This is a genomic window from Neisseria sp. P0022.S009 (assembly GCF_051956675.1).
Taxonomy (GTDB): domain Bacteria; phylum Pseudomonadota; class Gammaproteobacteria; order Burkholderiales; family Neisseriaceae; genus Neisseria.
Window position 1 is genome coordinate 245,483 of the sequence record NZ_JBQCXE010000003.1, and the last position, 19,032, is coordinate 264,514.

The window sequence follows — 19,032 nt, forward strand, 5'->3', positions numbered from 1 at the left end:
AAAACTACATATACCATCGAAATAAAAGCAGCCGTCTAAGATTGTTGGCAAATTAACACAAAAATACGTAACTGAAAACTATTTTTCAATTTATCCTACGATAAGTTACAAATGTATTGATTTTTTATAATTTGTCAAATAAGATTATCCGAATTTCCCGTCCCCAATTAAGAAAAAGACATAAAAGGAGAACAAAATGAACAAGTTATCTTGTTTTGTTGCCACTACCCTCATCGGCTCTTCCATAAGCTTCGCCCACGCCGAACCTAAAATGAGCGGTACCATCTACATCATGACCGAGGTCGAACACAACAATAAAACCGGTGTAACCTCTACAACCATTTCCGATAAAAGTTCCAGTCTTTATCTCTCCGATGAAGTACCGCTCAACAACGACTTATGGTTGAAATGGCAACTTGGCTCCTTTATTTACTTCGATTCCGACCGCTGGGGCGGCTGGGGTACCGCCGACTCATACGTTGCGCTCAACAGCTACAAAAACCTCGGCACCGTCAAAATGGGTTACATCAGTACCCCTATGAACAGCATCTATCTGAACCCGTTCGACACCAACAGCCCGATTTTGGAATTCGGCAAAATTTCCCGTTTCGGCCAACGCCGCGTTTCCATGGCTTATGAATCGCCTTGGAAAAACGGTTTCCAATTCAAATTCAACGTCTCCCCAGGTTCCAATGCCGCGCGCAACAATAACGACTGGAATCCGGACAAAAAACGTGACGGCGACTGGGTCTTCGGCTGGGGCGTGGACTACTACCACCCCAACAACGGCTTTAACGCCCACTACGCTGCCGAATACGCACCCAACGACTCTCCAACCGAAACCAAAGACTTCCAAGCCCACGCTTTCATGGCCGGATACAGCAAAGACAAAATCTCCGTCGATGCCGCGTTCCAATACGCCAAAAACACTTGCGACGGCTTCAGCTGCTGGGGCGTATGGAAAGATGCGGCAGGCAACGTAGCCGGTTCTTACGACAAAGAAATCAACAACACCAAAGAATTTATGGTGTCGGGTTCATATAAAATCGGCAATTTCAAACCTCAAATCGGCTTCGCCTACGGTAAAAGCTCTATCGGCGAGGACTACAAACACGTCGCCGTCAGCACTGATTACAGCTTCTCCAAACGGACGACCGCCACACTCGGCGCCGGCTGGTTGAAAGAAAACGTCAATCCGAAATACGAAGAAGATTTGCCGAAAAAATCTTCTTACGCAGTGGGCATGGTATTCAAACACCGCTATTAATGCCTGACAGATTAAAGGCCGTCTGAAACAATTCGTTCAGACGGCCTTTTCTACATCCTATAAATAAACTTGCAGCCCACCTTAAAAATCATTACATTGCCCACACTCAAGCCACAAAAACGTCATCATGAATGCCCACCGCACCCTCATTATCTCCGTCTTCATCGTCGCCAGCTGCGGCCTCGCTTACGAGCTCATCATCGCCGCACTCGCAAGCTATCTTTTGGGCGACAGTATTTTGCAGTTTTCCTCCGTCATCGGGCTTTATCTTTTCTCGATGGGCATAGGCGCGCACCTGACCCAATACATCAAAGATAAAGACGTGTTGCACCGCTTCATCGAAATCGAACTTCTGGTCGGCATCATCGGCGGTATTTCCGCGCTGGCATTATTTGTGGCCTTTGGTTTATCCGCCGCCCCGTTCCGCACCCTGCTCTACGCCTTTGTGCTGATTGTCGGCATGGTTGTCGGTATGGAAATTCCTTTGGTCATGCGCGTGTTAAACCAAAAAGGCGCGGAGTTTAAAGAACTCGTTTCCAAAGTCCTGACTTTCGACTACTTGGGTGCACTTGCCGTCTCCTTATTATTTCCGCTCCTGCTCGCCCCAAAACTCGGCATGGCGCGTTCCGCCTTATTGTTCGGCATCCTCAACGCCGCCGTCGCCTACCTTACCGCGCGCGTCTTCAAAGCCGAACTGCCCCGCTACCGCGCCATCCGCCTGCGCGCGCTGATTGTCTTGTCCATCCTCGCCATCACCTTCGCCTACGCCGACCGCATTTCCTTCAAAGCCGAGCAAAGCTATTTCGGCGACCCCGTCGTTTATCAAAGCCACTCGCCCTACCAGCGGCTCGTCGTTACCCGCTGGAAAGACGACACCCGCCTCTACATCAACGGCAACCTGCAATTCTCCTCACGCGACGAAGCCCGTTACCATGAAGCACTCGTTCTGCCTGCCATGCAGATGGTGCCGAACGCCGAACGCGTCCTGATTCTCGGCGGCGGCGATGGATTGGCGGCACGCGAAGTCTTGAAATATCCGCAGGTCAAAAACGTTACTTTGGTCGATCTCGACCCCGACATGACTGCTACTTTTAAAACCTCCGCCACCTTAAGCGCGCTCAATCAAGGCTCGCTGTCCCATCCCAAAATGCACGTCGTCAACGACGATGCCGCCAAATGGCTGGAGGGGTCGTCTGAAAAATTCGACGTTATCATCATCGACCTGCCCGACCCGTCCAATTTCTCGCTGGGCAAACTCTACTCCGTCCCCATGTACCGCCTCGTTGCCCGCCATCTTGAGCCGCAGGGCAAAATTGTTGTGCAATCCACTTCGCCTTATTTCGCCCCTAATGCCTACTGGTCGGTCGTTGCCACCCTCGAAGCGGCCAAGTTGAATACCGCGCCCTATCATGTCTACGTCCCCTCCTTTGGCGAATGGGGATTTGTGTTGGCAGGGTTTGACCAAAACTTCCCTATTCCGCAAAAATTCGACGTCCCCACGCGTTATCTCAATGCCCAAACCGCCGCCGAAATGTTCCGTTTTCCGCCCGATATGGCAAGGCGCAAGGTTGAAGCAAATTATTTGAACAACCAAATTCTCGTCAGTTATTTTGAAAGCGATTGGAACAATGTGATGCGATAGAATATCTAAAGGCCGTCTGAAACATCAGTCTTCTTTTTATCTCCATTCAGACGGCCTCATCGCCCGTTTACCCTTTTTCACACAGCATTTGCTTGAAAAAATAAGGTTTATCTTTATCTAGATAAAACATAATCGACACTATCCGTTGAATGAAGGAACAAACACTTATGCAGTATTTTGGAATCGGTTTTTTGGTTTTAATCTTTTTGGAAATCATGTCCATCGTCTGGGTTGCCGACTGGATAGGCGGTGGCTGGACGCTGTTTGTGATGGCCGTCAGCTTTATCAGCGGTATCTTTATGCTGCGCCATACCGGCATTTCCGGCCTTTTGCTCGCAGGTGCAGCCGTCCGCAGCGGCCAAAACATTTCCCTCTATCAAATGCTGTGGCCGATTCGCTATACCGCCGCCGCGGTTTTCCTGCTCAGCCCCGGTTTTATTTCAACCGCCGTCGCCCTGCTCTTGCTGATTCCGTTTAAAGGCAACGCGGCCGTTTCTTCTACGCAGTCTTTCCAAAGCCGTCAGACTTACAGCTCCGCCAAAGATGACGAAGACATTATCGAAGGCGAATATACGGTTACGCGCACCAGCAAAGCCGACAAACCGCAAGACTATATCGAGCACAAACCCGATTGACGACTTCTTTCATAACAGGCCGTCTGAATTATGAATACCTCAAAAGTGTTTCATATTTCAGACGGCCTGAGTCATTTCCGGGCTTTGAAAATGTAAATATCGGTTTGTAATTCGGTTATTCCGCATAAATCATTTAAAATAAGCAGCTATTTTGATTCTAAAAACGACACGGTATCCAATGAACGTTCAACGTCTTTTCCCTCTCTCCCTCAGCTTGATTACCGCCGCTGTTTTATCGGCGTGCGCCACCCAAAACACACCGACTGCTTCGAAAACCGAAAGCGTCGTTCAGCCTAAATCTACTTCTATTCCTTCACGCCGCGCCGACAGCGAGTCCAAAGTCCTGTCCGATTACAGCCAATACCAAAGCGCCATCGATGCCGCCAAACGCGGTGACGATGCTTGGGTACAACAATTTTTATCCCAAGCCAGCGACAGCGCAATGGCTGAAAACGTCCGCAACGAATGGCTGAAAACCTTGGGCGCGCGCGGCCAGTGGGATTTGTTCCGTCAAGAATTCAGCAAATTGAACGCCGCCGGCGTCGCACAAGAAGTGCAATGTTATGCCGATTTGAGCAGCGGCAATGACAGCAAAGCCGCCGAGCTGGTTCGCGTGACCGGCAAACTGCCTGCAGGTTGTACCCGCTTGGTTGAAAGCGCGGCAGCTTCAGGCCGTCTGAACACCAACGACGCATGGCGTCGCGTGCGCGGCTTGTTGAGCAACAGCCAAACCACGGATGCACGCAACCTCGCCGCCGCATTGGGCAGCCCGTTTGAAGGTGGCGCGCAAGGTGCGACCGAATACAGCCTGTTGAGCGTAATCGGCAAAGATGCACGCAAATCCGCTTCTGCCGCCGCTACCCTGTCCGACATGGAATCCGGCCTCAGCCGCGAACAACGCAGCTTCGCATGGGGCGTATTGGGCCACTACCATGCACAAAGCCAAAACATGCCGACTGCTTTGAGCTACTACGGCCGCGTTTCCGACCACAAGCAACTGACCGACGAGCAATTGGAATGGTACGCACGCGCCGCTTTGCGCCTGCAACGTTGGGACGAATTGGCAAGCGTGATTCAGCATATGCCTGAAAAACTGCAAAAAGACCCGACATGGCAATATTGGCTGGGACGCAGCTTTGCGGCACAAGGCAAAAGCAGCCAAGCCAAAGAAATGTATGAAAAAGCCGCCGCTTCCGGCCGCAATTTCTACGCTGTATTGGCAGGTGAAGAGCTGGGCCGCCGCATCAATACGCGCAACAACGTTTCCGATGCCGATGCCAAAGATGTCCGCCGCATGAGCGAAGATGGCGCTATTAAACGCGCATTGGTTTTGTTTAAAAACAGCCAAAGCAACGGCGACTCCAAAATGCGCCGTCAGGCACAGGCAGAATGGCGTTTCGCCACCCGCGACTTCAACGAAGACAACCTGCTGACTGCCGCACAAGTCGCTTTTGACAACCAGTTCTACGACATGGCGATCAACAGCGCAGACCGTACCGACCACAAACTCAACTACAAACTGCGCTATATCTCTCCGTTTAAAGACCTGACCGTCCGCTATGCCGCACAGGCAGGCATTGACCCGGCATGGGTTTACGGTTTGATTCGCCAAGAGAGCCGCTTTGTCATGGGTGCGCAATCCAGCGTCGGCGCACAAGGCCTGATGCAGGTTATGCCTGCGACCGCCCGCGAAATCGCCGGCAAAATCGGCATGAGCAGCAGCGAACTCTACACCATGGACGGCAACATCCGCATGGGTACGTGGTACATGGCAGATGCCAAACGCCGCCTGCAAAATAACGAAGTAATGGCCACCGCAGGCTACAATGCCGGCCCAGGCCGCGCCCGCAACTGGCAGGCTTCTTCGCCTTTGGAAGGCGCGATTTACGCCGAAACCATCCCATTTACCGAAACCCGCGATTACGTGAAAAAAGTCATGACCAACGCGACTTATTACGCGTCATTGTTCAACGAGCCGCAAACTTCGCTGAAACAACGCATGGGTACGGTTCCCGGCCGTTATTAATACCCGATAGGCCGTCTGAAAAGTGAGACAGAATCAAACGTTCAGACGGCCTGCAACCTTGACAGACTATCGGGTTTATAAGATAATCGCCCGATTGTTTCTGACCAAAAAGGTCACTTGCACGGCAAAAGCCGACTTGTTAGGAGGTGATGTTTACATCACGGCGCGTATCCCGCCCTGCCCTCGGCAAACCAGCGATACAACAACTCCCCCATTATGACAAGCCGTCCCCTATTTCTTAAAACGGTTTGATTGAACAAAATTTAAAGGAAATAAAATGCCAGCTATTCGTGTTAAAGAGAATGAACCATTTGAAGTTGCCATGCGTCGTTTCAAACGCGCCGTAGAAAAAACCGGTCTGTTGACCGAACTGCGCGCCCGTGAAGCGTACGAAAAACCAACTACCGAACGCAAACGCAAAAAAGCTGCTGCAGCAAAACGTCTGCAAAAACGTCTGCGCAGCCAACAACTGCCTCCTAAAATGTACTAATTACAGGCCTGCCCTGTGATAAACGACACACCGCAAGGGCAGCTTTGCGGTGTGTTTTGTTTTTCAGACGGCATCTTTTTATTGATATAAAGTGAGAACATTATGAGCCTAAAAACACAATTAACCGAAGACATGAAAACCGCCATGCGTGCCAAAGACCAAGTATCTTTAAGCACCATCCGCCTGATTAATGCCGCCATCAAACAATTTGAAGTAGACGAGCGCACCGAAGCCGATGACGCCAAAGTCATCTCCATTCTGACCAAAATGGTGAAACAGCGCAAAGACAGCGCCAAAATCTATACTGAAGCCGGTCGTCAAGATTTGGCTGACAAAGAAAACGCAGAAATCGAAATCCTCAACCGCTACCTGCCACAAATGATGTCCGCAGAAGAAATCAAAACTGCCGTGGAAGCAGCTGTTGCAGAAACCGGTGCATCAGGCATGGCCGATATGGGCAAAGTCATGGGTGTATTGAAAACCCGTCTGGCCGGCAAAGCCGATATGGGTGAAGTCAACAAAATCCTCAAAGCTGCGCTGACTTCATAATTGAATACAGACCGCTTTGGGCGGATTCAAAAAAAGGTCGTCTGAAACCAAGATTTTGGGTTTCAGACGACCTTTTCCAGATAACCATTATTTTGTGTTATATCCTGTATGCATTTTCATCAAAAATTCAGCATTTGAATTATCATTTGTTATATTCTTCTCTTGATTATATATCTTAAATAGTTCATTTACATAAGCCAAACAAGCCAGCTTTTTTCGATCGAAAGGAAGTTCACTGAAATAATAATATAAATCGGGGTTTTGATCCGCTTCTCTCGTAAAGCTGATTAACTCTTCAAATGCCTCTCTATCCTGTCCAGAAATAATATAATTGTAAAGCCTATCTATGTGTAAATAAACTTTCATCTTGGCAGTATTCTTTTGAGAGAAATTTTTTATATAGCTCCAAATAAATGGGACTAAAACAAAAAGAAATATTAATAATACTTTCATTCCTTACCAACCCTAAAAATTAATATTAAAATCATATAAATTATCCCCCCAATTAATAATCCACTGATACCGGAAACAACTCCACACAATATAAAAGACCAAAATCCGCTAGGCAAAAATTGCTCATAAATATAACCTGAAGCAAAATAATTACCAATCATCAAAGGTAATAATAACAATAATCTACCTGAAAAAATTACCTCCATAAATCCACAAAACACCATAACCCAAACAAACTCATCTTTCGAGTCAAAATTAAAAATATATGCACATATCAAAAAAATTATTGCTATAAAACTCATACATAGCACCCTGAAACGACTGTTTCTGCATTTATTTAATACCTACTTAGATACAAAGATGCTATACTGAAAGTTAGATTTAAACCACCCACTAATCATATTGAATATCTATTTTTTAGTATCTAAATTCCGCCTAAAAGTGAGTAAGCATGGAACTTCATGAAAAAATTCGAGTAATGAGAGAAATGAACCAATGGTCTCAAGAAGAAATGGCAGAAAAATTGGCAATGTCTGCCAATGGGTATGCAAAGATAGAGCGCGGGCAAACTAAACTGACTTTTGATAAATTGAATCAGATTGCACAGATTTTTAAAATTGATGTAGTTGAATTGATTACAAAAGAAAAACCATTATTTCTTTTGGTCGGAGATAATAGCCATAATTACGGATCAAATTACTATGGCAACAATGAAGCGTTAATAGCTGAAAATGAAAAACTGAAACTGACAATATCTCATAATAATGAAATTATTCAACGACAAGAAAACGAGATTTTAGCTTTAAAAGAAATCATTTCTCTACTCAAAAAAAATTAACACTCTGAGACCTTTGCAAAATTCCCCTAAATTCCCACCAAGACATTTAGGGGATTTTGGGAAATTTTGCAAAGGTCTTAGGCCGTCTGAAATATGATTTTCAGACGGCCTTTCTTATTGTACTAATCAAGCAGCGGTTACTTTACCTTCATGACGCAACAAGGTAATTAAATCGCTGATACGTTTTTTCATGGAACGGCGATCGACGATTTGGTCGATTGCGCCCTTCTCTAACAAGAATTCTGCACGTTGAAAACCTTCCGGCAAGGTTTCACGTACAGTCTGCTCGATAACGCGCGGACCGGCAAAACCGATCAGCGCATTCGGCTCTGCCAAAACCACATCACCCAAGAAGGCAAAGCTGGCAGACACGCCGCCCATGGTCGGGTCGGTCAATACGGAAATAAACGGCAGACGTTTTTCAGTCAGCAAATGCAAAGCCGCGCTGGTCTTCGTCATCTGCATCAAAGAGTTGACCCCTTCCTGCATACGTGCACCACCGGAAGCCGCCACGCAAATAAACGAACAATTATCCGCAACGGCACGACGTACACCCTGAACGAAACGCTCGCCCACAACCGAGCCCATAGAGCCGCCGATAAAACGGAATTCAAACGCAGCCACAACGACAGGCAGGCCGTTCATGGTGCCTTTCATAACGACCAATGCATCGTCTTCACCGGTTGCTTTACGCGCAGCCGCGAGGCGGTCGGGATATTTTTTACTGTCTTTGAATTTCAGCGGGTCGGTCGGTTTAATATTGGCTGCAATCTCTTCACGGCCTTCTTCATCCAAAAGCAGATTCAAACGTTCGCGCGCAGAAAGCGGATTGTGATGATTACATTTCGGGCAGACTTCGCTGTTTTGCTTCAACTCGGTTGAATAAACCGTTGCCGAACAAGACGGACATTTGTGCCACAGGCCTTCAGGGACGCTGGACGAACTGCTTCGGTTTTTAATTTTCGGAGGAAGAATTTTATCTAGCCAGCTCATGAATGACTCCTTGGGATTCAGAATTCAGACGGCCTGTTGAATGTAAGGCCGTCTGAAACAATGGAATAAAAAATTTAGCGAATCGCGTCTTTCAACTCTTTAACCAACACGCCTACCGCTTCGGCCTCGCTACCTGCGTGGCTTTCAATCTCTTTGACGATACGGCTGCCGACAATAACGGCATCCGCTACCGCGCCAATCTTACGCGCACTCTCCGCATTATTAATGCCGAAGCCGACACCGATCGGAATATCAATATATTTGCGCAAAAGCTCTATTTTACGCGAAACTTCTTCAGTATCCAAACTTGCCGCACCGGTTACACCTTTGAGCGATACATAATACACAAAACCACCGGCTACTTTGGCAATCGTTTGAATACGCTCTTCAGTTGTTGTCGGCGCAATAAGGAAAATACAATCAATACCTTGCGCTTTCAAAGAGTCATGCAGCGGGGTAATGGTTTCTACCGGGGAATCCACAGTCAATACGCCATCTACACCCGCGTCGGCAGCCGCTTGTGCAAACGCTTGATAACCCATTTTATGTACTGGGTTCAAATAGCCCATCAAGACAACCGGCGTTTTATCATTGGTTTGGCGGAACAAGCGTACTGTTTCCAATACGTCGTGCAAAGAAACATGATTTGCCAACGCCCTTTCGGCCGCACGCTGAATAGTCGGACCATCCGCCATCGGGTCAGAAAACGGCACACCCAGTTCCAAAATATCGGCACCGTTAGCCACTAGGCTGTGCATCAATGCCAAGGTCGTCTCAAGGTTGGGATCACCCACCGTGATATAAGGAATCAGTGCTTTTGCGCCATTGAGCGCTGAGAAAGTTTGTTGGATTCTGCTCATTTTCTGCTATCCATTTCATCGATTTGAATGTTGTCCGACAGCCTAATCTATTCTGCCGTTACATTTATTGTAAAAAACTTAGTCTGCCGCAAAAACAAATGGCCACTTTTCCCAATCGGCAAACAAGAGGCTAAGTATAACATTTACGGCTATTTCGTAGAATCATTTGCAATCAAGATTCTGATATTTTGAAAGCAATATAAAACAATAAAGGCCGTCTGAAAATCATTCAAACAGCCTTTATTAGAATCAATTATGCAAATCTTTGTATGCCTTCGCACTTTTGATCAAAATTTCCCTATCGATTACAGCTCGACATGGTGGTTTTGTTGTTCAGAACCCAGATGACGCTCCAAATCAGACAAAATCTGCACCAGACCATGACGGACTTCTTCCGCATTAGCGGCAGGGTTGCCGTTTGCATCCAAAGCGCCACGGCTGAACGTATCGATATACGGTTCAAACGTATCTTTCAGTTTCAACAACTTAACGACATCTGAGCGCGTATATCGATCGCCACCGTATCCAATCACAACATTATTTTCATGTTGCCATTGGGCAAACTGAGCCGGACTGATTTGCACCAATTGGCACATCTCATCCAACGTAAAATAACGCTTGGCAGGAATAACCGGGTTATTGTTGTTTGTCATAGTAATGCTCCACCATGCCTTTAAGTTTTTGGCTGGCATGGAAAGTTACCACACGGCGTGCGGTAATCGGCACTTCTTCGCCGGTTTTAGGGTTACGACCCGGGCGTTGAGGTTTGTCGCGCAATTGGAAATTGCCGAAACCGGAAATCTTAATTTCTTCGCCACGCGCCAAAGTGCTGCGGATTTCTTCAAAAAAGAGCTCGACGATTTCTTTGGCATCATTTTTGGTGACGTTGCTGACTTTGTCGACCAAAATATCGGCCAATTCTGCTTTAGTTAGTGTCATGTGTTTACCTTCATTCAAACTGGTGCAATTATTACCAAAATTCTTTTAAAAATCAAGTCCTCACCAAAAAATCAAATATGATTGGCGATTTTTGGCGACAACTTTTATCTTGTTTTAAGCACGAAGTTGCGCGTCTTTTTCGGCTGCGGCTTTAATCATTTTCGCAACCAAAGGCTCGATGACTTCATCTGTCAGCGTGCTTTCCATATCCTGCAAAATAATTTTGACGGCAACGCTCTTCATGCCTTCAGGCACGCCTGTACCGCGGTAAACGTCAAACACGCTGATTTCTTGAACCAGCTTGTTCGCCGCAGCTTTCAGGGCATTTATCAAATCATCATGCGTCACAGCTTCAGGCATTACAAATGCCAAATCTCGGCGTGCAGGCTGGAATTTGGATACGGTCTGATAACGGGTTTTCTCACGACCCAATACCGCATCCATATCGATTTCAAACACCAGCGGCGCTTGTGGCAAATCATATTTTTGCAGCCATTTCGGATGTAACTCGCCGACAAAACCAACTACTTTGCCGTCTGAAACGATATTGGCGGCACGTCCAGGATGCAATGCCGGATGTTCGGTCTTCACAAAGGATACCTCTTTGTTTTTCAAGAGGCTCTCAACATCGGCTTTCATATCGTAGAAATCTACGTTGCGAGTTTTCTCGCCCCATTGCTCAGGCAACACAGAGCCATACCACAAACCGCCGATACGTTCGTTTTGAACAAATTGATCAGCCGTATCTTTGCTGAACACGCGGGCAATCTCAAACACGCGTACACGGTTTTGCTTACGGTTCAAATTGTTTTGCAAAACTTCCACCAAACCGCCGATAAGCGTAGAACGCATGACGGCATACTGCGCCGCCAACGGATTTTGCAGGCGGATAGGATGGGTATTGGCAGCAAAGTCTTGCTCCCATTGCTCATCCACAAACGCATAGCTGACCACTTCACGGTAACCGCGAGCCGCCATTTCGTTATAAACCGCAAAACGCGGACGTTTGGTTTCAGGCAGAGCCAACATTTTCAGACGGCCTGAAGTATAGTCGTCAGGGATATTTTCATAACCGTAAACACGGCCGATTTCTTCAATCAAATCGGCTTCGATTTCGATATCGAAACGGAAGCTAGGAGAAGTGACACGGAAGCCTTCTGCGGTTTTCTCAGGCTGCAAACCCAAATGTTGCAAGATAATTTCGACTTGCTCGGCAGGAATTTCAACGCCCAATACCGTTTTCAGACGGCCTAAACGCAATTCGACCTGTTTTGCCTCAGGCAATTTGCCTTGTGCCTCAACCATTTCACCGGCTACACCACCGCAAATCTGCAACACCAATTCGGTAGCACGCTCAATGGCATCAGCTTGCAAGCGGTAATCCACACCGCGTTCAAAGCGGAAAGAAGAATCCGAACCAAAGCCGTATTGACGGGATTTACCGGCAATAATCTCTGGAGCAAACCAAGCAGCTTCCAACACAATATTTTGCGTCTCATCAGAAACCGCGCTTGCCTCGCCGCCCATCAAGCCAGCCAAACTCAACACACCTTTTTCATCAGCGACCACCAATGTATTGTCAGCCAAAGTAACGGTCTTCTCGTTCAGGCACGCCAACGTCTCGCCATTTTGAGCACGGCGGACAATTAAACTGCCCGACAGCTTATCAGCATCGAAAACATGCATAGGCTGACCGATTTCCAGCATGACATAGTTGCCGATGTCCACTAATGCGGAAATGCTGCGGATACCGCTGCGTTCCAAACGTTGTTTCATCCAATCTGGAGTAGGCGCTTTCGCGTTGACATTTTCAATAACGCGGCTGATAAAACGACCACAGTCGGCCGGCGAATCAATACGGACAGCCTGTTTTTTCTCGCTGCCGATAGAGGCCGTCTGAATTTCGACAGGCGTAAACACACATTGCGTCAACGCAGAAACCTCACGCGCAATACCCTTAACGCTCAAGCAATCAGCGCGGTTAGGCGTAATTTTCAACGTAAACAACGTATCGTCCAAATCCAAGTATTCACGGATGTTAGTACCGACAGGCGCATCTTCAGGCAGAATGTGCAAACCATCTACACCATCATCAGGCAAACCCAGTTCATTGGTCGAACACAGCATACCGTTTGATGGTACGCCGCGCATTTTAGTCGGCTTAATTTTGAAATTGCCCGGCAAAACGGCACCCGGCAAGGAACACGGCACTTTAATGCCCGGCTTGACATTCGGCGCACCACAAACAATCTGAACCAACTCGCCCGTACCGGCATCAACTTGAGTAACATTCAAACGGTCTGCATCAGGATGTTTTTCAACAGATTTTACTTCGGCAACAACCACACCACTGAAAGCAGGGGCAGCAGTATCGATCTCTTCCACTTCCAAACCGGCCATGGTCAAAAGATGTTCCAGTTTATCGGCAGAAAGATCAGGATTGGCTTGAGTTTTCAGCCATGAGTAGGAGAATTGCATGGTTAATTCCTCTATATTTTTAAGTTATTCAATAATACAATAACCTGGATGCCCAAAACTGATTCTAGCTTCAGGTAAATTATTTTTTATTTTCTCAATCGATTGTTGGTAATAATCGGAATTGATTTCACAAGCTGTCAAATCAAACTGTGCAATGCAGCATGCAATAGCAAGAGTTCCACTTCCTAAATGTGTATCTAAAATCTTATCACCCTGCTTTGCATACATTTTTAACAACCACTGATATAATTCGACTGGTTTTTGTGTTGGGTGAGTTTTATTACGATTTTTCCGCACACTAAAACGGAAAATTTTAGATGGCCTATCGAATGACGACCAAGCCATTTCCGCCATAGAAAAATTATTTAATGTCTCTGGTTGATTCTTATCCCAAATAATAAATCCTTTATTATATTCACTTCTCAACCATAACTCGCCAAAATAATTCCCACCCCAAATAATTTGATTTTTTGACACGCGAAATAATTCATTAAAGTAAGTTTGGTCTGGCTTAATATCCCATTGTGAGTATTCATTCATATTGAATTTATAATCACCACCACGTTTAGTTTTATTCAAAATCCCATAAGGAGGATCTACAATTGCCAAATCAAAATACTTGTCAGGATACCGAGACATTAAGATCATGTTATCTTCATTTGAAATAGTTATCATGTACTATACGCTTCCATTGTGGTGTTACTTGCAAACCGTTGCATAGTCAAATTGGAAATTTCTGAACTAATATCTTTTCCAAGATTTTTAATAATAATTTCATCAAAATACCGATAATCAATCTCTGGAATACTGGAGCGATTAATCAAACAATTATATAAAAATTCAGCAAATGTATTGGCACGAATAATTACAATTGGGCAATTACGAATATCGGATAATACGGCAGGGACATAACGTGGTGTGACAACAATTGTGTAAATGGCCTTAATTTTATTTTTATGATCTTCCAATCTTCCTGAATTAATACCTGATAACTTATTTTTAGTTGATTTTGCCTCCACTGCAAATTTTCTCTTTTGCGTAATATATAAGCACTCTAAATCCGTATTACCTGGTCCACCAATTTTTTTAGCTTCTACGTTATAAAACATATTGAACCCCATTTCTAGAACATCTTCAAATAGATATGCCTCTGTTCCATTATTATTATCTGCATATTGTTCAATCAACCTAGGTAAGTGCAATAATTCATATGCTGCTTCATCCTTAAGCTCACCAATTTCCTCCAATAACTCTTTTGGATAGAAGCTATAAATTTCCTTAATGACATCAATTTTCAAACGATCACTATCGTTCAGATTTAATGGCATTTCTGAAAACGAATAAGCACTTTGCAATTTTTTCACAAATTCCTGAAGTTGCTTAGGAATCGAAAACTCACTTGATGTTACTTTACGATATGTTTCGGTCTTACCATGCTTTAGACGGCAAATAATTTTACCATCTGTTTTTTGCAAAACACCTGCATCAGTCAATGTTTTTGAAAAATAAGATTCCCACTCATGTGCTGCATTTACATAAGCATGACTACGACTATTTTCCGCAGTTAATTGATGTTTAATTTTTACTTCAGCACATGTTCGTAACGCCAAAATGTCTTGTACTAATTTTTCATAGCTATTCTGATCAGCAGATTTCACAAATGAAATTAAATAGATATATTCATAAGAAAATAGTTTACAATCCAATCTTTCATCAGATAACAACTTAAATATTAGTCTCATGGGGTATAATTGAATACTTTCATCAGTCTTAATGTACGGATGAGGAAATGGTATCGCCCACAACATAGTAAGAAAAATTTTTTGAATATATTCATTATTATCCAAGTGTTTCAAAAATAAATTACCCAATGGACTGAACAGGAATTTCTGTGTAACTTGCCCACACACATCACGATAACCAAACATATAGAATGATAATTCTTTTATTTTATGAGTAGTAGCATCCAATGATTTACCTGTATTTCGTCTATGGTATAAATCTAGTTTTTCCAATTTTTCAGATAACTTAGCTTTATCCTCTACAGATATAAAAGAATTTGTTTTCAAAATACCTGCAAATTTACATAAAATATGAAAATTCTGTAAATGTTTATCTATTACCCAGCGCGCAGTTGTCATATCTATTTTCCTATTCTCTCTACAATTTTTTTAATTAACAATGGAGGAATAGATTCACCAATACATTGCCGAATTAATAATTCTGATGTATCGTCGGGAATATTCCAATCAATAGGTAATGATGTTAAAAGCATTAACTCTAATGGTGTTAAAACTCTTGCATCTGAATATGTTCCATCAGGCATAGGCCGTCCAGGATGAACATTTAATTGTGAACTGATAGCGTCATTACGAATAGTAATAGTTGGGGCAGGAGCATCCCACTCCATACGGCGATAAGTTGTATTATAACTTTTAATTTTTTCACCATTTTTTTTCTTTGGATAATGTTCTATATTATCAAAAGCAGATCGTCCTGTTGGCGTATTTTTTAGCCATATAATGTGCTCTGGAGCATGTGTACGTGCAAAATGCCATTTCACATTAGACTTTTGTCCAGACTCAATACTAGGCAAAAAACTAATAGCATCACGAACAGAAATGGTTTTTGTAACTTTTTCCGGCATTCCCCAAATAGTTGAATGTTTATTCATACGAATAATAGCTCGTTTACGATGTTGTGCAACACCATAATCGGCAGAATCAAAAATATGAGTTTGAATATAATATTCGCAACCAAATAAATCTTGCAAAATTGCTTCTACTGTTTGTAATGTCCCCTTATAAGGTAACTTAATTTTTAAAAAAAATGGAACATTTTCAATCAAAACAAAAGTTGGGCGTTTTAATAAAATAAATTCGATTACTCTGAATATTAAATGATTACGTTTATCATTAGCCATCTCTTGAATGTTACGATTTTTCCCTGCAACACTCATGCCTTGACAAGGAGGAGAAGCAATTAAAAAATCTAATTGATTCGGCACGCTCTGTATTAAATTTTGAAACACTTCCTCATGAAGTATATCACCTATAATCATTTTACTTTCGGGATATAGAGCTTTATATAAATTAGCACGTTCTGGCACCAATTCATTTGCAGCTATAATCTTAATACCCGCATTATGCAAGTAGGTTTCTGCAATCCCTGCACTCGAAAATAAAGAAGCCCCTATCATCATAGAACCAAACCCAAATTAACTATATAATCTCTACAAAGCAATAAATTATGTCTCTTTAAACAAAATTAGGAATGTAATTTCACAACAAAATATCAAATGTTTTATATCTTACATTTGAATTTTCCTAAGCAGCCTGAAAACCAAGAGTAGGCTGCTTTTCCATATTCAGGCAGTCTGCACGATCATTTCGCAAACTGCTTCAAAAAGTTCAAATCATTATCGAAGAACAGGCGCAAGTCGTTCACGTTGTAACGCAGCATAGCGAAGCGGTCGAGACCAATACCAAAGGCGAAACCAGTATATTTTTCAGGGTCGATATTGACGTTTTTCAATACGTTAGGATGTACCATACCGCAACCGCCTACTTCCAGCCATTTGCCGTTTTCGCCCATGATGTCGATTTCGGCAGAAGGCTCGGTAAACGGGAAGAAAGACGGACGGAAACGTACTTGCAGGTCATCGCGTTCAAAGAAACGACGGATAAAGTCAGTAAACACTGCTTTCAAATCGGCAAAAGTGACACCCTCTTCCACCCACAAACCTTCGGCCTGATGGAACATAGGCGAGTGAGTGGCATCACTGTCCACACGGTAAACGCGGCCGGGGGCAATAATGCGGATAGGCGGCTCTTTTTTGTCGAGCATATAGCGGATTTGGATAGGCGAAGTGTGTGTGCGCAAAACGTCGCCGTTTTCAACGTAGAAAGTATCTTGCATCGCACGCGCTGGGTGATTTGCAGGAATATTCAAGGCTTGGAAATTATGGAAATCGTCTTCGATTTCAGGGCCGTCCGCCACTTCAAAACCCATACCGTGAAACAACTCGACCACTCGCTGCAAAGTCAAAGTAACTGGATGCAAACCGCCATATTCTTGCGCACGGCCCGGCAAAGTAATATCCAAGGCTTCTGCAGCCAATTGAGCTTGCAGCTTGGCTTCATTCAGAGCATCGCGTTTGGCATTAAAGGCCGTCTGAAACTGATTTTTGCATTCATTGATGTGCGCGCCTATGGTTTTACGCTCTTCAGGAGACATTTGACCCAAAGTTTTCAAAAGCCCGGTCAATTCTCCGGTTTTACCAAGATAGCGTGCTTTAATTTGTTCTAAGGCATTGAAGTCTTGCGCGGCTTCAATAGCGGCAATACCTTCTGCAACGATACGGTTTACATTTTCCATATTGGTTTATTGTCTGTTTGTTGATGGCAGGCCGTCTGAAACAACAAAGCCGTCTGTTGGATTTGATTTCAAACCCGTTCAGACGGCCCTTTGTCTTACTGCGGCCAATCCGTTTGATAAGAGAGGCTTATTCTATCGCAAATCAGTATAAAAAAATAGAGTTTAAAGAAAGAAAATCAACTACATAGAGTTTCTTTTGGAAAAGAAAAAAGGAAGCATAAGCTTCCTTTTTAAATAATCTTATCGAATTAAGCAGCCAAAGCAGCTTTAGCTTTTTCAACCAATTGTGCAAATGCAGCTTTGTCGAATACAGCCAAATCAGCCAATACTTTGCGGTCGATTTCGATAGCAGCGCGTTTCAGGCCGTTCATGAATTTACTGTAAGACAGACCATTTTCACGGGCACCTGCGTTGATACGAACGATCCACAGTTGACGGAATTGACGTTTGCGTTGGCGACGGTCACGGTATGCATATTGACCGGCTTTCATTACCGCTTGTTTGGCAACACGGTAAACGTTTTTACGACGACCGCGATAGCCTTTGGCTAACGCGAAGACTTTTTGGTGACGAGCACGAGCGGTAACACCGCGTTTTACGCGTGGCATATTCTAAACTCCTTAAGCGTAGGGCAACATTTTAGCAACAGAAGCCAAATCGCGTGAATCCACCATAGCGGTGCCGCGCAATTGACGTTTAGTTTTAGTGGTTTTTTTGGTCAGGATGTGACTTTTGAACGCATGACCGCGTTTTACACCACCGTTACCCAGTACTTTAAAGCGTTTTTTCGCGCTAGACTTGGTTTTCATTTTAGGCATTGGAAAACTCCATTCGTTATTAGATAAGGTATAAGGGGGTTTTGAAATAAATTTCAAACGCTTGAAACCCAAAATACCACGGTTTTTGCCGCTAATTAAACCTTATTTCGAGCGGCAATCGAAATAAGCCTTGGATTATAGCTTTATTTTTTCTTAGGCGCAATCATCATCACCATTTGGCGGCCTTCCATTTTAGGGAAAGACTCGATTTGCGCTACTTCCGCCAAATCTTCTTTTACGCGCTCAAGCAGTTGGGCACCCAGTTGTTGGTGGGCCATTTCACGACCGCGGAAACGCAATGTTACTTTGACTTTGTCACCATCAGCAAGGAAACGGTTGATGTTGCGCATCTTGATTTGATAGTCGCCTTCATCTGTACCCGGACGGAATTTAATTTCCTTAATTTGTACCTGCTTTTGGTTTTTCTTGGCTTCGTCGCGCTTCTTGGCTTGTTGGTATTTGTATTTACCGTAATCCATCAGTTTGCATACGGGCGGTTTGGCAGTCGGGGAAATCTCTACCAAATCGACATCCTGCTCTTCGGCCATAGCCAGAGCCTCACGAACTGAAACGACACCAAGCTGATCGCCTGACTCACTGATTAATCGCACTTCTTTGGCGGTAATTTCACCATTGATTCGTGCTTCGCGTTCTTGAGCGATGATGA

General features: G+C 44.4%; 21 protein-coding genes. 7 read left to right on the plus strand and 14 right to left on the minus strand.

What is annotated here, in order from left to right; translation table 11 throughout:
- Positions 1 to 196 precede the first annotated feature (196 nt).
- The 6 genes from ACTHUG_RS06255 to ACTHUG_RS06280 all read left to right on the plus strand — a co-directional run bounded on the left by ACTHUG_RS06255 (position 197) and on the right by ACTHUG_RS06280 (position 6,609).
- Positions 197 to 1,267, plus strand: coding sequence for a porin (locus ACTHUG_RS06255; RefSeq protein WP_440385655.1), 1,071 nt, complete (start codon positions 197 to 199; stop codon positions 1,265 to 1,267).
- A gap of 124 nt (positions 1,268 to 1,391) precedes the next feature.
- Positions 1,392 to 2,909, plus strand: a complete 1,518-nt coding sequence (locus ACTHUG_RS06260; RefSeq protein ID WP_315039725.1) for a polyamine aminopropyltransferase — start codon at positions 1,392 to 1,394, stop codon at positions 2,907 to 2,909.
- A 167-nt stretch (positions 2,910 to 3,076) separates the two neighbouring features.
- Positions 3,077 to 3,544 carry an FxsA family protein gene (locus ACTHUG_RS06265; protein WP_191620517.1) on the plus strand — a complete coding sequence of 156 codons (468 nt, stop codon included), beginning with the start codon at positions 3,077 to 3,079 and terminating at the stop codon, positions 3,542 to 3,544.
- 178 nt (positions 3,545 to 3,722) lie between these two features.
- Positions 3,723 to 5,570 (plus strand): transglycosylase SLT domain-containing protein, encoded by a 1,848-nt coding sequence (locus tag ACTHUG_RS06270; RefSeq protein WP_440385654.1) that lies wholly within the window; start codon positions 3,723 to 3,725, stop codon positions 5,568 to 5,570.
- Positions 5,571 to 5,847: 277 nt separating this feature from the next.
- Positions 5,848 to 6,060 carry a 30S ribosomal protein S21 gene (rpsU, locus tag ACTHUG_RS06275; RefSeq protein ID WP_003680926.1) on the plus strand — a complete coding sequence of 71 codons (213 nt, stop codon included), beginning with the start codon at positions 5,848 to 5,850 and terminating at the stop codon, positions 6,058 to 6,060.
- Positions 6,061 to 6,162: 102 nt separating this feature from the next.
- Complete coding sequence (locus ACTHUG_RS06280) at positions 6,163 to 6,609, plus strand: GatB/YqeY domain-containing protein (protein WP_222570395.1); 447 nt, start codon at positions 6,163 to 6,165, stop codon at positions 6,607 to 6,609.
- 87 nt (positions 6,610 to 6,696) lie between these two features.
- Here the strand turns inward: ACTHUG_RS06280 and ACTHUG_RS06285 are convergent, their stop codons facing one another.
- Together ACTHUG_RS06285 and ACTHUG_RS06290 are read right to left on the minus strand one after the other, a co-directional pair.
- Entirely contained in the window at positions 6,697 to 7,062 is a 366-nt protein-coding gene (locus ACTHUG_RS06285) for a hypothetical protein (protein WP_070814428.1), read from the minus strand.
- Positions 7,059 to 7,364, minus strand: coding sequence for a hypothetical protein (locus ACTHUG_RS06290; RefSeq protein ID WP_222570394.1), 306 nt, complete (start codon positions 7,362 to 7,364; stop codon positions 7,059 to 7,061). The genes ACTHUG_RS06285 and ACTHUG_RS06290 overlap by 4 nt, the downstream gene beginning before the upstream one ends.
- Before the next feature lie 149 nt (positions 7,365 to 7,513).
- Here ACTHUG_RS06290 and ACTHUG_RS06295 point away from each other — a divergent pair, with 149 nt between their 5' ends.
- The gene (locus tag ACTHUG_RS06295) at positions 7,514 to 7,900 is read left to right on the plus strand and encodes a helix-turn-helix domain-containing protein (RefSeq protein WP_003760765.1); all 387 of its coding nucleotides are present in this window, start codon (positions 7,514 to 7,516) and stop codon (positions 7,898 to 7,900) included.
- A gap of 126 nt (positions 7,901 to 8,026) precedes the next feature.
- On the opposite strand, the gene accD is transcribed toward ACTHUG_RS06295, so the two are convergent.
- The 12 genes from accD to infC all read right to left on the minus strand — a co-directional run bounded on the left by accD (position 8,027) and on the right by infC (position 19,030).
- Entirely contained in the window at positions 8,027 to 8,893 is an 867-nt protein-coding gene (accD, locus tag ACTHUG_RS06300) for an acetyl-CoA carboxylase, carboxyltransferase subunit beta (protein WP_222570393.1), read from the minus strand.
- Positions 8,894 to 8,967: 74 nt separating this feature from the next.
- Entirely contained in the window at positions 8,968 to 9,753 is a 786-nt protein-coding gene (gene trpA / locus ACTHUG_RS06305) for a tryptophan synthase subunit alpha (RefSeq protein WP_295697561.1), read from the minus strand.
- Positions 9,754 to 10,058: 305 nt separating this feature from the next.
- Positions 10,059 to 10,406: a hypothetical protein gene (locus ACTHUG_RS06310; RefSeq protein ID WP_440385653.1), complete on the minus strand. Its 348-nt coding sequence runs from the start codon at positions 10,404 to 10,406 to the stop codon at positions 10,059 to 10,061.
- Positions 10,390 to 10,692 (minus strand): integration host factor subunit alpha, encoded by a 303-nt coding sequence (locus ACTHUG_RS06315; protein ID WP_003680933.1) that lies wholly within the window; start codon positions 10,690 to 10,692, stop codon positions 10,390 to 10,392. Before ACTHUG_RS06315 ends, ACTHUG_RS06310 begins: the two co-directional genes overlap by 17 nt.
- 114 nt (positions 10,693 to 10,806) lie before the next feature.
- Positions 10,807 to 13,170: a phenylalanine--tRNA ligase subunit beta gene (gene pheT, locus ACTHUG_RS06320; protein ID WP_440385652.1), complete on the minus strand. Its 2,364-nt coding sequence runs from the start codon at positions 13,168 to 13,170 to the stop codon at positions 10,807 to 10,809.
- A gap of 24 nt (positions 13,171 to 13,194) precedes the next feature.
- Positions 13,195 to 13,845 (minus strand): DNA-methyltransferase, encoded by a 651-nt coding sequence (locus ACTHUG_RS06325; RefSeq protein WP_002217650.1) that lies wholly within the window; start codon positions 13,843 to 13,845, stop codon positions 13,195 to 13,197.
- Positions 13,842 to 15,311, minus strand: a complete 1,470-nt coding sequence (locus tag ACTHUG_RS06330) for a restriction endonuclease (protein ID WP_049344096.1) — start codon at positions 15,309 to 15,311, stop codon at positions 13,842 to 13,844. The genes ACTHUG_RS06325 and ACTHUG_RS06330 overlap by 4 nt, the downstream gene beginning before the upstream one ends.
- Positions 15,312 to 15,313: 2 nt before the next feature.
- Positions 15,314 to 16,372 (minus strand): DNA cytosine methyltransferase, encoded by a 1,059-nt coding sequence (locus tag ACTHUG_RS06335; protein ID WP_049344094.1) that lies wholly within the window; start codon positions 16,370 to 16,372, stop codon positions 15,314 to 15,316.
- A 182-nt stretch (positions 16,373 to 16,554) separates the two neighbouring features.
- Entirely contained in the window at positions 16,555 to 17,547 is a 993-nt protein-coding gene (gene pheS / locus ACTHUG_RS06340; protein WP_314060031.1) for a phenylalanine--tRNA ligase subunit alpha, read from the minus strand.
- A gap of 248 nt (positions 17,548 to 17,795) precedes the next feature.
- Positions 17,796 to 18,155 carry a 50S ribosomal protein L20 gene (gene rplT, locus ACTHUG_RS06345; protein WP_003675502.1) on the minus strand — a complete coding sequence of 120 codons (360 nt, stop codon included), beginning with the start codon at positions 18,153 to 18,155 and terminating at the stop codon, positions 17,796 to 17,798.
- A gap of 12 nt (positions 18,156 to 18,167) precedes the next feature.
- Positions 18,168 to 18,365 (minus strand): 50S ribosomal protein L35, encoded by a 198-nt coding sequence (rpmI, locus tag ACTHUG_RS06350; RefSeq protein WP_003675505.1) that lies wholly within the window; start codon positions 18,363 to 18,365, stop codon positions 18,168 to 18,170.
- 143 nt (positions 18,366 to 18,508) lie between these two features.
- A complete protein-coding gene (gene infC, locus ACTHUG_RS06355; RefSeq protein WP_079453755.1) occupies positions 18,509 to 19,030 on the minus strand; it encodes a translation initiation factor IF-3 in 522 nt (173 codons plus the stop codon).
- Between the last annotated feature and the right edge of the window lie 2 nt (positions 19,031 to 19,032).

Coding starts and splice junctions, on each gene's coding strand:
- ACTHUG_RS06255 (WP_440385655.1), top strand. CDS start 197: ATGAACAAGTTATCTTGTTTTGTTGCCACTACCCTCATCGGCTCTTCC.
- ACTHUG_RS06265 (WP_191620517.1), top strand. CDS start 3,077: ATGCAGTATTTTGGAATCGGTTTTTTGGTTTTAATCTTTTTGGAAATC.
- ACTHUG_RS06270 (WP_440385654.1), top strand. CDS start 3,723: ATGAACGTTCAACGTCTTTTCCCTCTCTCCCTCAGCTTGATTACCGCC.
- rpsU (WP_003680926.1), top strand. CDS start 5,848: ATGCCAGCTATTCGTGTTAAAGAGAATGAACCATTTGAAGTTGCCATG.
- ACTHUG_RS06280 (WP_222570395.1), top strand. CDS start 6,163: ATGAGCCTAAAAACACAATTAACCGAAGACATGAAAACCGCCATGCGT.
- ACTHUG_RS06285 (WP_070814428.1), bottom strand. CDS start 7,062: ATGAAAGTATTATTAATATTTCTTTTTGTTTTAGTCCCATTTATTTGG.
- ACTHUG_RS06290 (WP_222570394.1), bottom strand. CDS start 7,364: ATGAGTTTTATAGCAATAATTTTTTTGATATGTGCATATATTTTTAAT.
- ACTHUG_RS06295 (WP_003760765.1), top strand. CDS start 7,514: ATGGAACTTCATGAAAAAATTCGAGTAATGAGAGAAATGAACCAATGG.
- accD (WP_222570393.1), bottom strand. CDS start 8,893: ATGAGCTGGCTAGATAAAATTCTTCCTCCGAAAATTAAAAACCGAAGC.
- trpA (WP_295697561.1), bottom strand. CDS start 9,753: ATGAGCAGAATCCAACAAACTTTCTCAGCGCTCAATGGCGCAAAAGCA.
- ACTHUG_RS06310 (WP_440385653.1), bottom strand. CDS start 10,406: ATGACAAACAACAATAACCCGGTTATTCCTGCCAAGCGTTATTTTACG.
- ACTHUG_RS06315 (WP_003680933.1), bottom strand. CDS start 10,692: ATGACACTAACTAAAGCAGAATTGGCCGATATTTTGGTCGACAAAGTC.
- pheT (WP_440385652.1), bottom strand. CDS start 13,170: ATGCAATTCTCCTACTCATGGCTGAAAACTCAAGCCAATCCTGATCTT.
- ACTHUG_RS06325 (WP_002217650.1), bottom strand. CDS start 13,845: ATGATAACTATTTCAAATGAAGATAACATGATCTTAATGTCTCGGTAT.
- ACTHUG_RS06330 (WP_049344096.1), bottom strand. CDS start 15,311: ATGACAACTGCGCGCTGGGTAATAGATAAACATTTACAGAATTTTCAT.
- ACTHUG_RS06335 (WP_049344094.1), bottom strand. CDS start 16,372: ATGATGATAGGGGCTTCTTTATTTTCGAGTGCAGGGATTGCAGAAACC.
- pheS (WP_314060031.1), bottom strand. CDS start 17,547: ATGGAAAATGTAAACCGTATCGTTGCAGAAGGTATTGCCGCTATTGAA.
- rplT (WP_003675502.1), bottom strand. CDS start 18,155: ATGCCACGCGTAAAACGCGGTGTTACCGCTCGTGCTCGTCACCAAAAA.
- rpmI (WP_003675505.1), bottom strand. CDS start 18,365: ATGCCTAAAATGAAAACCAAGTCTAGCGCGAAAAAACGCTTTAAAGTA.